Below are 14,165 nucleotides of genomic sequence, written 5' to 3' on the forward strand. Positions count from 1 at the left end.
CTTCTAAGTATTATCGATGGTGAAGTTATATTTCTTCATCATGTCGTAAAGGGTGGGGCGGGTAACGCCAAGTAATTTGGCCGCGGCCGTTACATTTTGCTGGCTAATTTCTAAGGCTGAAGAAATCGCCGAAACCTCGGCTTGTTTACGGGCTTCTTTTAAATTAATTAAATCTACAGTGGGTGTTTCGCTCTCTACTGAAAGATCTAGATCGAACGCTGAAATTGATTTTCCATCGCACAACACCAGTGCCCGCTTCACTTTATTTTCGAGCTCACGAATATTACCTGGCCAATCGTGTTGGCGAATGGCTTCGAGCGCATCGTCGCTTATTTTAAGAGATTTTTGTGCGTAGTTTCCAGCATGCTTGGTGACTAACTTTTTAGCAATTAAGCACGCATCGGAACCTCGCTCTCGCAACGGCGGTAGGTTTACTTCTATTTCGCAAATTCGGTAATATAGGTCTTCTCGGAATGTGCCATCTTTTACCATGGCCTCTAAGTTTTTGTTGGTGGCGCAAATCACTCGTAAATCTACAGCGATCTCTTTACGACCACCCACACGCTCAATGGTGCGTTGTTGTAAAAAACGTAACAGCTTGGCTTGCAGTTGTAATGGCATGTCGCCTATTTCATCGAGAAACAGGGTGCCGCCTTGCGCTTGCTCTACTTTACCAATGGTTTGTTTTGCCGCCCCGGTAAACGCACCTTTTTCATAACCAAATAGCTCGCTTTCCATTAGGTTTTCAGGAACAGCCGCGCAGTTAATGGCAACAAACTCATGTTCACTTTGGCGGCTATTGGCATGAATAGCTCGTGCGAATACTTCTTTACCTGTTCCACTTTCGCCTAAAATGGTCGCGGTAATGTTAGAGCTGGCAATCTTTAAGGCCATTCTGCATATATTGGCCATTTTTGTATCGCTGGTTATAACGCCCTGCAGTGGCTCAATTTCGGGTGAGGTTTGTTGGTTTTCCCACTCCAGTTTGGCAAGTCGAAACGCCTGACTCACTACGTTATCGAGCATATCGGTGTCGACAGGTTTTAAGTAAAAATCGAACGCGCCCAATTCTATAGAGCGCAGTGCGTTGCTGTGATCATTTTTGCCGGTTAGTACAATAATTTTAGTGGCCGGCTTAAGGCTTAATATTTCACGTATACACTTAAACCCTTCGGTTACGCCTTCTTCATCGGGGGGTAAGCCTAAATCTTGTATCACCACACTGGGCTCATATAAACGCACGGCGGCTATGGCTTCGGTTAACGTACTGGCGGTTACGATGGTCGATTCGAAGTCATCGAAGTGCCATTTTAATTGGCGTTGCAAGCCTTCGTCATCTTCAATAATTAATATTGTTTTATCAAATTCACTCATGGTTTTGCTCCTGCAAAGGTAACGGTAAAGCAGCTGCCTTTGTTTAATTCACTTTGAACATCCAGTGTTGCATTTATGTGTTCTAAATAGCTTTTGGTAAGGTGGGCGCCAATGCCCATGCCATTTTCACTTTTTGTGGTTTGAAATGGCTTAAATAAAACGTCTTGAATAAATTGTGGGGTCATCCCTTCACCACTGTCGGTAATGGTGATTTTATTTTGGCTCACTACAACATTAACGGGTTGATCTTCTTGAGAGGCTTCTTGAGCGTTACGCACTAAATTTTTAAGTGACAACGTCAGCTTTTGCTTATCGGCATTCACTGTACAGTCGGCCTCTATAGTAAGCGTGGGTATGGGTTTTTTATCGGAACAAGATTCAACCACCTCGGTCATTATTTCATTTAAACTGAGTGATTCATTGTTAAGTAAGCTGGTAGGATTGAATTTTTGAATTAGATTACGCATACGTATCACAGAGTTATCAACTGTTTTAATCATGTCGCTGATAAAAGCCGGGTTGTCTCGATGTTTTTCAGCGTTTTTACCGATTAACGCTAACTGAGCAATCACATTGTTTACATCGTGCATAATAAAAGAAGATAAGCGATCGTAAGTTTCTAGCTGTTTTGCTTCTAAAATTTGGCTTTCTTGTTGGTGCAACAAAATGTGGCTAGAAAGCTGTGTTGAAAGGTTGGTCATTAAATCTCGATCTTCGTAGGTCACATCTACATTAACGAGCGGCCGCTCAATTATGATGAACCCTATAAGTTTCATTTGAACTATTAAAGGCGTAATGGCCCAAATTTGTTCGCTTTCAAGGGCCCAATCGGGCAGTAGTGCGTTGTTTTCAGCCATACTAGGCGTGCGAGATTGTGGCACAAAGATCCAATTGTCTTTTAGCATGGCTTTTACAAAGGGTTCATCTACCGCCACTTCACTAACGGGTAGGTTAAAAGACAAATTGCTAGTTTTTAAAGCGACGGTTTGACCGTTATTGATCCAAATGGCTCCGCGTTTAGCCTTTAACGCGGAGCATAAAATACGCAGTAGTTTTGAATAGTATTCCTCTGAATCACCAGAGTTGAGTGAGCTCAGCTTACGAATGGCCGATAACCACTCTAGGCGGTAGTCGTACTTTAAAGAAAAGAAGTTTTTGCTAACAAATACATCAAATTGCTGGCGAAACTGCTTAGAGATGAGCAATGCAAAAATTATTGCTACGCCCATTACAAGGAATACGGTAAAGATGTAACTGGCTAAAAAGCCTTGTTGTTGAATATAAAAGCTGCCCAAAGACGCCAATATAACTAAAACAACAGAGGTCAGTGCGGCTGATGAGAAAAACGCCGCCGGGCGAGATACCGTAAATATGGCTCGGTTTGATGTATGTTGTTTGAATATTAGGCTGCCAATACTGAGTGCAATAGAAGCCACCAAAGCTAAGGCCGCACGCGCTTGCCAAACAAACGCGGGAATAGATCCATTGACCAGTTGGTTGCCATAAACAAACAGATCAAACGTAAAAACCATGGTTAAACATAAACCAAGTAGCTTTAAATACCGGTGAGTATTTAGGTTGCGAATGACCTGCTCGGTAAGTACTAACCCTGATATCGCCAAAAACAAAAAGCACAGCGTAAGTAAGGTGTTGGCATGTGTACCTGGAAACAGTATTTGAAGCGCCGTTAAAATATTCACGACGATAACTGAAACCGCCAATACTTTAAGAGGGGTTGGCCACAACCGTAAAACGGCGCGCTTGCGGATAAAAATACCCAGGGTGATAACCCAAAGGGTATAGCGTAGATATTCAGCAATGAGTAGTTGAGTAGGGTTTACCGATTCGCTGAGATAGCTGAAGAATAAGGCTGCAGCCCAAATGAGCTGCCCAAAAAGCCCAATTAAAAGGATACCCTTCCAAAAGTCTTTGATCGCTTGGTACAGCGTTATGCTGCACAGTATTAAGGTTGCTAGGCAAGCAGATAAGAATGCTGATTGGCTAACCGTTAAATAGTCCATTGCTACGGTCTCATTACAAAAACGAATAACGTTTAATCCATGTATCAGCCGAGTATAACTTACCTAATGGTTATGATCATCAAGAGTGACGACTTTTTTTACACTAAGTTATTAGCGGAGGAGAGGGGTGGTACATAGGTGTTTTATTTCGCTACTACAAAGTCACTGTATATTCCGTTGGTATCAAATACAGCCACCTCAAAAACGTATTGATCTGGGTAAGGTACTTCTGGAATCACTAATTGGGTTTGGGAATTGCCTTGAACAACAATGGTGGTGTAACTGGAATCTTTCACGTGCTTGTAACGAATTTCATAGCCGCCAATTTCGTCGCGGGGCATGGGCTCGCCGTTCGCTCTTTCTATAGGCGCTTGCCAGTACAAGGTGACATCACCCCCATTTGCGCCAAATGCCGAAACATCACACCCCGTTAAGGCTGCTGCCAATAGCAATGTAACAAACAGATTAATGAACGAAACTTTCACTTGATAAAAACCCTATGTCGCTTACCTAAAAAAGATGAACAGAGGTAACAAAAAAACCAGTTACCCTAGGTAAGTATGCACAGTTACCTTGTAATTACTGTGATAATAAGGGATTTAAAGAGGATTGTTGAATTATTTTTCTAAATTGTGACAAGATAAAAACTAAAGATGTGATGCACTGCAGGTTTTTCTGAGTGCATCCTAGAAGGCTTTGTCCAAATTAGTTGGCCATTGCCACAACAAAATCAGAATAAATGCCATCGGTGTCAAAAACCGCTACTTCAAACTGGTAGTCTTCGGCGTTTTCTAAGTCTAAAAAGGTGTATTGATCTTCTAATCCATCAATAACCACGTTGGTGTATGTCTCATCGCTTTCTAGCTTATAACGAATCTCGTATCCACCTACTTCTAGCATGTCCATAGATTGGCCATTCACACGCTCAACCGGAGCAGACCAGTATAAAGTGACAGTGCCTGTTGTATTGGTCGGTGTTTCTTCATCTACTGGTACAGTTGGCTCAGTATCTGGAGTGGTATTAGAGGTAGGGTCAGTTACCGCAACCGTTTCATTGTCTGTTGCAGCATTTCCTTGCGCAGTTAATCCTTCAACTTGGCAGCCTGTTAGTGCAACTGTAAGTAACGTGGCTATTAATGTAAGTTGAGTTTTCATAATGCTTTACCTAGTGGTTCTTCGTTTGATTGATAAAGCTATGGTATGGATTTGTTGCTTTCTAACGTGTGACAGGGTTCAAACCGTACTTTTCATTGCGAATTCACGTCATTTGTCTAAATTTTGACTTTAAATTTAATGGGTAGTGTTGAAAAAATGGCGAATACGGTGTTCGAAGATGGTCATTTTAGGTAGGAAAATTAGAAGTTTGCTTTTTGACGCGATAAAGAGCGAATTTCCTGCAAGGTTTTAGGTCATTAAAGTATTTCCAGCAAATAGAGCAGGCCGCTACACTAGGTGTTCTAAAATAAGAGGGTGGATAGTGCTGTCAGTAAAATATTGACAAAACCAAGCTTGCACTCACCTAAACTAGCTCTACAATGCTGCAACATCAAAATTTATCGCTGTATCAAGTTAGGAGAATGGAATGGACGTCAGTGTCGTCGTATTAGCCGCAGGACAAGGCTCTCGAATGAAATCTTCATTGCCAAAGGTATTGCATACCTTAGCGGGCAAACCTTTATGTGACCATGTGGTTAACACTGCGCGTCAATTTTCAAATGACATCAACATAGTAGTTGGCCACGGTGCAAGCCTTGTAGAGAGCTACTTTGCTGAGCAAGATGTCAAATTTTGTACTCAGGCAGAACAATTAGGTACCGGCCATGCCGTTGCTCAGGCGTTGCCAAATTTACCTAAAACTGGTGTGGTACTTGTATTGTATGGCGATGTTCCGTTGACAAAAGCCGCCACTTTAAAAGCATTAATGGAGCAGGTTTCCGATAAAAGCATGGGATTGCTATCGGTCATAGTTTCCGACCCAACCGGCTATGGCCGCATTGTGCGCGATGAAAATGACAAAGTAAGTGCCATTGTAGAGCACAAAGATGCTAACCAAGTTCAGCTTGCTATTAATGAAGTAAACAGCGGCATTATTGCGGTACCCGCTTGGACGTTACATGAATGGCTACCAAAATTGAGCAATAACAACGCTCAAGGTGAATACTATTTAACAGACCTTATCGAAATGGCTGTGCAGCAAGGCATTGAAGTAAAAACCGTACACCCTGATCACGAAGAAGAAACCTTAGGTGTTAATAATCGCATGCAACTGGCCCAGTTAGAACGCTGGCACCAGCAGCAGCAGGCAGAAGCCTTAATGACCGAAGGTGTAACACTAAGAGACCCTTTGCGGTTGGATATTCGTGGTGTGCTAAATGCTGGGCAAGATTGCATTATAGATGTGAACTGTGTGTTCGAAGGTAAGGTTACCTTAGGTGCAAACGTTCAAATAGGCCCAAACTGCGTGATTAAAAATGCCACCATTGGTGCGGGTACGGTTATTGAAGCCAATACCGTTATAGACGACGCCATTATTGGCGAAAGTGCCAACATTGGTCCGTTTGCGCGTATTCGCCCAGGCACAGAAATGGCCAATGGCACCAAGGTGGGCAACTTTGTTGAAACCAAAAAAGCAAAAATTGGCGAAGGCAGCAAAGTGAATCACTTAAGCTATATTGGCGATACCGAAATAGGCGAGCACTCTAACGTCGGCGCCGGCACCATTACCTGCAATTACGATGGTGTGAATAAATTCAAAACCCAGATTGGTTCAAATGCCTTTGTGGGGTCTAACTCAACCTTAGTTGCGCCTGTTGTCATTGAAAGTGGTGCATTTATTGGTGCGGGTTCTGTAATAACTAAAACGGCCGCGGCCGATCAATTAACAGTAGGGCGTGCGCGTCAAGTGTCGCTAAGTCATTGGCAGAAGCCAACTAAGCAAGCGAAATAAATTTAAATAAGGACATAAAAGTATGTGTGGAATTGTTGGCGCTGTTGCGCAACGTGATGTAGTAGAGATCTTAGTCGAAGGTCTTCGTCGTTTAGAATATCGTGGCTACGATTCAGCCGGTGTGGCCATTATTGATGGTGATCAGTTAAACCGTGTTCGCCGCGTAGGTAAAGTTAGTGAGCTTTCCAATGCCATTGCTGAAACACCTGTTCTAGGCGGTACAGGTATTGCGCACACCCGTTGGGCAACGCACGGCGAGCCGAATGAAAAAAATGCACACCCGCACGTTTCAGGTGAGAACATTGCGGTAGTGCACAATGGTATTATTGAAAACCACGGTCCATTGCGTAAACGATTGCAAGAAGAAGGCTATGTGTTTGCTTCAGATACCGATACCGAAGTGATTGCTCACTTAATTGAATTAGAGCTAAAAACCTCCGATTCATTACTGGAAGCGGTTCAAAAAACACGTAAACAATTAGAAGGTGCCTACGGTACTGTAGTTATCGATCGTCGTGACCCATCACGCATGGTCGTGGCTCGTTCTGGCTCGCCATTGGTTGTTGGTTTAGGCATTGGCGAAAACTTTATTGCGTCTGACCAATTAGCGTTGTTGCCCGTGACACAAAACTTTATGTACCTTGAAGAAGGCGATGTTGCAGAAATTACCCGCCAAACAGTACGCATTGTTGATATCAACGATAAAGAAGTGACCCGTGAAGCTAAAGTCAGTGATGTAACGCACGATGCTGGCGACAAAGGTCCGTTCAAACATTTCATGATGAAAGAAATTCATGAACAGCCCGAAGCCATTACCAATTCTTTAGAAGGCCGCATTACCGAAACAGGCGTTGTTACAGAAACCTTCGGCGCTGGTGCTAATGAATTGTTATCGGGTATTGAGCATGTACAAATTGTGGCCTGTGGTACCTCTTATAACTCAGGTATGGTGGCGCGTTATTGGTTTGAAGAAATTGCCGGTGTTACTTGCCAAGTAGAGATTGCCTCTGAGTACCGTTACCGTACTTCTGTGGTACCCAAAAATGCATTGTTCATTACTTTGTCTCAATCGGGTGAAACCGCCGATACGTTGGCCGCATTAACTAAAGCTAAAACGCAAGGTTACGCTTCAACATTAAGTATTTGTAACGTGCCAGGTTCGAGCTTAGTACGTGAATCTGATTTAGCTTTCATGATGCGCGCCGGTGTAGAAATTGGTGTGGCCTCTAGTAAAGCATTCACCGTGCAGCTGGTGGGTTTAATGTTGTTGGTGTTAAGCATTGCTAAGCACCGTGGCGTAGATGAAGCCATTATTGCCAACATTGTTAAAGGATTGCGTGAATTGCCGGGGCAAATTCAACAATCGCTATCGCTAGAGCCGGTCATTGAAGCCTTGGCAGAAGACTTTGCCGATAAGCACCACGCATTATTCTTAGGCCGTGGTTCGCAATACCCAATCGCAATGGAAGGTGCGTTAAAGCTAAAAGAAATTAGCTACATTCACGCCGAAGCCTACGCCGCAGGTGAACTAAAGCACGGACCGTTAGCACTAATAGACAGCGATATGCCGGTTATTGTGGTTGCACCTAATAACGACCTTCTAGAAAAACTCAGCAGCAATATGGAAGAAGTGCGCGCACGCGGTGGCCAGTTGTATGTATTCGCCGACAAAAACGCTCACTTTGAAGCAGGTGAAGGGCTAAAGCTCATCGAGCTAGATCACATAGACGATGCCTTAGCTCCAATTCTGTATACCATACCGTTGCAGTTACTCAGCTACTACGTCGCCATCATTAAAGGCACCGATGTAGATCAGCCGAGAAACTTAGCGAAATCAGTAACGGTGGAGTAAGTTAAAAAGCTTTTAGCGTCTTCACCCACTTCGCAGTGAAGACGCTTTTCAAACTACGCTAAACCTTCCTTCGTCGCGCAACACCTAACCCTGCTATGCCTTATGCCAGCAAGCCAAACTTGGGTGGTATTTGATTTGTTTCTGGCTTAACACCCATTCGGTAAAAACAGCGTTAATTAATTTGATTCTTTGTTTGCGTACATGTCCTGATCGGCTCGATGGATCACATCAGCTAATCCGTTGTCGGTTTGTTCTAACCAGCCAATACCCATGCTAACACTTAATATAATGGGCTCGACCTCATTGGTTTGAATGGGGTGGTTTCTGAGCTGCTCTAGCAAGCGGTTCCGAATGGCGTCGGCCACGTCTTCGTTTGCATCTGGCAGTAATAATACAAATTCATCGCCCCCCAGCCTAGCGGCTAAATCACCTGCGCGAATGCAATCTAATAAAATAGCTGAAAGCGTTCTTAAGCATTGATCGCCAAAGTGGTGGCCATGCAGGTCATTGATCGGTTTAAACTGATCAACATCAATCATAATTACACCGAGTGATCTTTTGTGTCTTAATGCTTGCTCAACTGATTTTGACCCAACGTCTTCAAACCAGCGTCTGTTGGCTAAATTAGTCAGTGGGTCTGTTCGGGCTTGCTCAGTCAATAGTATTTCAAGTTCTTTGCGTTTGTTCAGCTCTGCAATACGTTGCTGATTTAAATGATAAATTCGAGTGGCGATTACCGTAGAAACAACACTAATGGCTGCCAAGGCAAGCAGTGTGTAGCCCACCCATTTAGGCGCTTGTTCGGCGGGCTGAAACAGAAAGGGTTTTAAATCTTTGGTCTCATTTACTAGACCTGTTGCAGTGAATAGGGTTGCAATATTATTTAAGCGGCTTTGGCTGATATAGCCAATTTCAATCATCTCATCTTCTAATAGGTTATTAATGGTTTGTGCTTCAAATGTAAGCGCGAGCCGAGATTTATCGGTGCTATAGTTTTCTAGAATATCACTGATGACTTCTTCAGAGTTTGCTGCCGCGTATTGCCAGCCTTTTAGCAAGGCTTGTTTCATGGCCACGACAGTCTCAGGGTTTTCATCTGCAAAGGCTCGACTGGTAAATAAAGAGTCGCCGTAGTAATCAATGCCATATTCATTGGGCGAAAATATTTGATAATCGAGACCCACTTGAACAGCTAAAAAAGGCTCGGTCGAGAGATATGAGGTAGAGGCATGAATTTCGGGTGTGCTCCCAGGAATTAAACTGCGAATATTGCCTGTGTGGGGGACTAAATTAATTTTGTTTATGTCGACGCCCTGCGCTAATAAAAAAGCCATCAACTCGTCGGCGTGAACTTCCCCCATTAAGGTTTTGCCTTCTAGGTCTTTGATGGTATTAATGCCAGCTTTGTTGCGGGCCAGAATAGCAAAAGGAGTGTGCTGGAAAATAGCGGCCACCATGACAACAGGTTTACCCTCTAAATAGGCAACCAACAGTGAGGAGTTACCCACACCAAACTCGGCTTGGCCAGCTAAAACCTCGTCTACTGGGTCTAAACTAGGGCCGCCTTCGATTAGGGTAACGTTTAACCCGGCATCTTCAAAATACCCTTGAGATATAGCGGCATAAAAGCCCGCAAACTGATATTGGTGCAGCCATTTTAATTGCACTCGAACATTGGTCAGTGGATCAGCACTTACAACGCCCATTAAAAACAACATACAAAACGATAGTCGTGTTCTTTGCCTCGTAAATAAGCACTGTAAAAATGGGGCGATTAAAAACATTAGCGCCATAAAATAGCGATCCAATAAGGTTAAATCGCAGTATAGCGCAAAATTGGTAAGTTATGATGGGCACAGGGTAGCCAAGGTCTTCATTTTAACAGTGGTCCAATATACATGTACCTAAAATGGTATACAAAATGGTCTAAGCTCTTAAGTATGGGCAGACTAGGGACCGCGCAGCATGGACTTCTTAAGTACAAATTTTATGCCTCATGGGCAATGTTATTTTTGGCAACCAACCTTGTTGTTGTCTCACGTAATGGCCGATTTAGTCATCTCAGCTTCATACTTCTCGATTCCGATCGCTATTTGGATCTTCATTAAAAAGAGACCCGATATTGAGTTTCGGCGAGTGCTGTCTTTGTTTGCAGCTTTTATTTTGTTGTGTGGCATTACGCACCTTTATAACGTTTATGTTGTATGGGTAGGGAGCTATGGTGTTCAAGCCATTTTAAAATCGATGACGGCATTGGTCTCTTTCACGACGGCAATATATATATTTAAACTATTGCCAAATGCCATAGCGTTACCTACGCGAGATGAGTGGGAAGCCATGAAGGTATCGGCAATAGAAAAGCGTTATAAAGACGAATCCGAATCGTTCTTTTCTGTTATTGCCGATAGCCTGCACGATGGCATCGTCGTCTGTGATCGGAAGCTCAAGGTGGTTATGGCAAACGCTGCGGCGAACCGAATTTTCTTAAATGGCCAGGGCAGTTTAGTCGGTCACGAAGTAGCTGAGTTAATTCCCGATTCAGTGCATCATCATGATGCGTTTGCTGAGCAGTTCTTTTCAATGCCACATGAATATCAGCACCCTATGGCTCATGGCCGAACGATTAAAGCAAAATCTTTTGGTGGTGATGAAATTGATATAAGAGTAAAGCTCTCACAGTTTGAGTATTTTGATGAATCAATGGTGGCCGTTTCTGTAGAGCAAAATGAACAGAATGAGTCGAGTGAGCAGAATGAAAAATATCAACGCACGATGCGAGCACTGGCCTCAGTGAGTGATGGTGCTTGGGAATGGAATATAAAGACGGATGAAGTATGGTGGAATGCTAAGCATGCTGAGTTAATTGGGGTTGATGTTAACGCAAAGCCCAGTGTTGAGTTATGGCTCAACCATATCCACATGGAGGATCGTAAACGTGTACTCGAATACATAAATGATTCAATTAAGCGCAGTGGGGACTATCAAATTGAATATTTAGGGTTAACGCCGGAAGGTAATTACAATTGGTTTAGAAGCCGAGGAAAAGTGTACCAATTTAATAATGAGTCGGTGTTTATGTCGGGTATGTTGTCTAACATTCAGCATACGCATCAGCTTCAGGCCGAGTTAGACAATAAAACCGAGTTTTTAAATAGAGTGATCGATTCTACGGTAGCCAATCTGTTTGTATTTAACGTGAATGCCAACAGAATTACCTATGTAAATAAAACGCTGAGTAAAACGCTGGGTTATATTGTTGAAATGCTTGCCCATATTAAAAACCCATTTGAGCTTATTCATCCGCAAGATAGACAACCCCTGAAAATCCATGTTCAAAACGTTTTAAGAAAGCCAGAAGTTAGCCACGAAATAGTGGTAAGAGTACGCCATAAAAATGGCCAATGGGTTTGGTGTTATTGTGAAAATAAAGTCAATGATGTTGATACAACGGGGCGGCCTAATTCATTTTTAGGTGCTTTTATTGATATCAGTGATTTAAAAGAGAAAGAGCAGGCTATTCAAGCGTGGGCCGCCGATTTTTATTCTATTTTTAACCAAGCGGCCGTTGGCATTGCATTAGTGTCGTTAGAGGGAACTTTTAAACGGGTTAATGAAAAGTTATGCGAAATGTGGGGTTATCCTGAAGCGGTTTTGTTGAAAAAGTCGTTTTTAGAAATTACTTACCCAGACGATCTAGAAACAGACTTAAAGCACGTGAATGCCTTGTTAGCCGGTGAATACGATTCTTACACGTTAGAGAAGCGCTACATCTCGGCAGATGGTGCCATCTTTTGGGCATTGCTTACAGTGAAACTAGTGAGAGACAGCGAAGGCAAGGCCTCTCATTTTATATCGGTTATAGAAGATATTGATTCAATGAAAGAAACAGAGCGAGCCCTCAGTGAATCGAATAAAGCTCTAGAGATTTTTGCTTTTACCGCATCACACGATTTACAAGAGCCCTTGAGGAAAATCAAAACCTTTTCAGGTCTGCTCCAGGAGCGACTAAAGGGTAAGTTAGACGAACCCGAGGCCCAGTTTGAGCTAGGGCGTTTATCTGGCGCGGCAAATAGGATGAGTAAACTTATTACCAGTATTCTAGAGCTCTCTAGAGCCTCACAAGTTCAACTCGATATTCAGGAAACGAGCCTTAGCGAGTTATTTTTGTTGGTTGAGAATCAACTCGACTTGTCTTCTGAAGACTTAGACTATAGTTACACAGTAGAAGGCGATATTGGCTTTTATGCCGATGCCATACAAATGGCGCGCGTATTTCAGAATTTAATGGTGAATGCCATTAAATATAAGTACGAGAGTCGTCCAGTTAACATAAAGGTTCATGGGCGTTTAGAAAACAATAGGGCCATAATTTTGTTCTCGGATGATGGGCCGGGCGTACCTGAAGATGCCTTGATACATATATTTTCACCCTTTAAACGGCTTGTGGGTAAAGAAAAAGAAGGTTCAGGCATGGGGCTCGCTATTTGTCGCCAAATTGTTCAAAAGCACCAAGGGTCTATCCATGCATTATCCGGCCAAGGCCCAGGCTTGACGATTGAAATTAGCCTACCGGCCAAACCGCGAGGGTTAAACGGATGAGTAATGATTTAATAGTGATCGTTGTTGTAGAAGATGATCCGGATGACCAATACCTGATCCAAAAAGCATTATCGAGCGTAGAATTGGACTTGGATATTCGATTTATTGGCAATGGGCTCGAAGCCGTGCAATTTTTTGAAAGCTCAATAGCCAAGGCAGACGTAGCCAACAGCCTTGTTCTACTCGATTTAAATTTACCCGGGGCTTCAGGTTTAGAGGTGCTTAAGTCAATAAAGTCAGATCCAGAATACCAGCCGTTGCCAGTCGTCATTTTAACCACGTCTGAATTCGATGCCGAAAAACAATCCGCTAAAGCGCTAGGCGCTAGTGATTACATTGTAAAGCCTGATGACATAAATCGTTTCAAAGAAGTGTTGAGTCACGTTATTAAGGCCTATGTAAAAAACGGGGAAACTGAATGATCAATAATATTAAGTTATTGAGTGTCGAAGATGATCCTGATGATGTATACATCTTACAATCTATGTTAGAAAAAGATAAACATACGGTATTTAACTTTACTCATGTAAAAACCATGCACGCCGCGAGCAAAGCGCTCATTAGCGAAAAATTTGATGCAGCCTTGTTAGATTTAGGCTTACCCGACAGCCATGGACCAGAGTCTATTCGTCTCCTTGCGCAGCAGTTCCCTGAGCTCCCTATTATTGTGGTGACCGACCACGATTCGGTAGAGCTGGAAGAAAAGCTAATAGACTTAGGCGCCGAAGACTTCATTTCGAAACGAGATTTAACGAATGGTCTGTTATCACGCGTCATTCGACTTTCAATAGAGCGTAAGCAGCTTCAACTACGAATCGAAAGAAGTGCTCTGATCGATGATTTAACGGGTTTATACAATCGGCAAAGTTTTTATCAGCACTTAAGTGCGGGTATAGCGCAAGCGAATCGCAGCGAGTTTAAAATTGCAGTCTTTTTTATTGATTTAGATAAATTCAAACACATTAATGATGAATATGGCCACCGTGTAGGTGATCAAGCGCTTAAGCAATTCAGTGATTTTATCAAATTGAACTCAAGGGAATCGGATATCGCAGCACGTATAGGTGGAGATGAATTTGCCATTGCGATTTTTAATTATGAATCAACAGAAGATTTAGAGCGTTACTTTGACCGATTGTTTTCTGAGCAGCCTATTGAAATATCTGCACAAAAGAATGACAAAGACTTTAAATTTGATCTGAATTTTTCAACCGGTATATGCGAGTGGACACCCGGTGATTCTGTTGATAAGTTAATAGAATCAGCCGATACCGATATGTATCGGACCAAACGACATAAATCAGAATAGTACTTCGCTGTCTACTTCTGTGGCTCACTTGTTGGGCTAATAACCGGTTAGAGATTGATTAAG

General features: G+C 42.9%; 12 protein-coding genes. 6 read left to right on the top strand and 6 right to left on the bottom strand.

The features are described from left to right. Positions 1 to 3 precede the first annotated feature (3 nt). From prsR to QWZ13_RS04545, 4 genes are all read right to left on the bottom strand, one after another. Complete coding sequence (gene prsR / locus QWZ13_RS04530) at positions 4 to 1,374, bottom strand: PEP-CTERM-box response regulator transcription factor (RefSeq protein ID WP_290280715.1); 1,371 nt, start codon at positions 1,372 to 1,374, stop codon at positions 4 to 6. Then, entirely contained in the window at positions 1,371 to 3,395 is a 2,025-nt protein-coding gene (gene prsK / locus QWZ13_RS04535) for an XrtA/PEP-CTERM system histidine kinase PrsK (RefSeq protein ID WP_290280716.1), read from the bottom strand. The genes prsR and prsK overlap by 4 nt, the downstream gene beginning before the upstream one ends. A 143-nt stretch (positions 3,396 to 3,538) precedes the next feature. Next, entirely contained in the window at positions 3,539 to 3,880 is a 342-nt protein-coding gene (locus QWZ13_RS04540) for a fibronectin type III domain-containing protein (RefSeq protein WP_290280717.1), read from the bottom strand. 220 nt (positions 3,881 to 4,100) lie between these two features. After that, positions 4,101 to 4,550 carry a hypothetical protein gene (locus QWZ13_RS04545; protein ID WP_216000340.1) on the bottom strand — a complete coding sequence of 150 codons (450 nt, stop codon included), beginning with the start codon at positions 4,548 to 4,550 and terminating at the stop codon, positions 4,101 to 4,103. A gap of 315 nt (positions 4,551 to 4,865) precedes the next feature. On the opposite strand from QWZ13_RS04545, the gene QWZ13_RS04550 reads away from it, so the two are divergent. Genes QWZ13_RS04550 through glmS form a run of 3 tightly spaced genes read left to right on the top strand, consistent with a single transcriptional unit; the run spans position 4,866 to position 8,194 of the window. After that, positions 4,866 to 5,078, top strand: a complete 213-nt coding sequence (locus tag QWZ13_RS04550) for a hypothetical protein (protein WP_290280719.1) — start codon at positions 4,866 to 4,868, stop codon at positions 5,076 to 5,078. Further along, on the top strand, positions 4,978 to 6,342 hold the full coding sequence (gene glmU / locus QWZ13_RS04555; RefSeq protein WP_290280720.1) for a bifunctional UDP-N-acetylglucosamine diphosphorylase/glucosamine-1-phosphate N-acetyltransferase GlmU: 1,365 nt from the start codon (positions 4,978 to 4,980) through the stop codon (positions 6,340 to 6,342). The genes QWZ13_RS04550 and glmU overlap by 101 nt, the downstream gene beginning before the upstream one ends. A gap of 22 nt (positions 6,343 to 6,364) precedes the next feature. Further along, on the top strand, positions 6,365 to 8,194 hold the full coding sequence (gene glmS, locus QWZ13_RS04560) for a glutamine--fructose-6-phosphate transaminase (isomerizing) (protein ID WP_290280721.1): 1,830 nt from the start codon (positions 6,365 to 6,367) through the stop codon (positions 8,192 to 8,194). Positions 8,195 to 8,370: 176 nt separating this feature from the next. Here the strand turns inward: glmS and QWZ13_RS04565 are convergent, their stop codons facing one another. Then, positions 8,371 to 9,900 carry a GGDEF domain-containing protein gene (locus tag QWZ13_RS04565; RefSeq protein ID WP_290280722.1) on the bottom strand — a complete coding sequence of 510 codons (1,530 nt, stop codon included), beginning with the start codon at positions 9,898 to 9,900 and terminating at the stop codon, positions 8,371 to 8,373. Continuing rightward, positions 9,881 to 10,051: a hypothetical protein gene (locus QWZ13_RS04570; protein ID WP_290280723.1), complete on the bottom strand. Its 171-nt coding sequence runs from the start codon at positions 10,049 to 10,051 to the stop codon at positions 9,881 to 9,883. Before QWZ13_RS04570 ends, QWZ13_RS04565 begins: the two co-directional genes overlap by 20 nt. 108 nt (positions 10,052 to 10,159) lie before the next feature. Here QWZ13_RS04570 and QWZ13_RS04575 point away from each other — a divergent pair, with 108 nt between their 5' ends. From QWZ13_RS04575 to QWZ13_RS04585, 3 genes are read left to right on the top strand one after another with little or no spacing between them, the layout of a single operon-like run. After that, complete coding sequence (locus tag QWZ13_RS04575) at positions 10,160 to 12,793, top strand: PAS domain S-box protein (protein WP_290280724.1); 2,634 nt, start codon at positions 10,160 to 10,162, stop codon at positions 12,791 to 12,793. Beyond that, the gene (locus QWZ13_RS04580; protein ID WP_290280725.1) at positions 12,790 to 13,215 is read left to right on the top strand and encodes a response regulator; all 426 of its coding nucleotides are present in this window, start codon (positions 12,790 to 12,792) and stop codon (positions 13,213 to 13,215) included. The genes QWZ13_RS04575 and QWZ13_RS04580 overlap by 4 nt, the downstream gene beginning before the upstream one ends. Further along, positions 13,212 to 14,102, top strand: coding sequence for a GGDEF domain-containing protein (locus tag QWZ13_RS04585; protein WP_290280726.1), 891 nt, complete (start codon positions 13,212 to 13,214; stop codon positions 14,100 to 14,102). The genes QWZ13_RS04580 and QWZ13_RS04585 overlap by 4 nt, the downstream gene beginning before the upstream one ends. Positions 14,103 to 14,165 lie beyond the last annotated feature (63 nt).

This window comes from Reinekea marina (genome assembly GCF_030409715.1).
Lineage (GTDB): Bacteria > Pseudomonadota > Gammaproteobacteria > Pseudomonadales > Natronospirillaceae > Reinekea > Reinekea marina.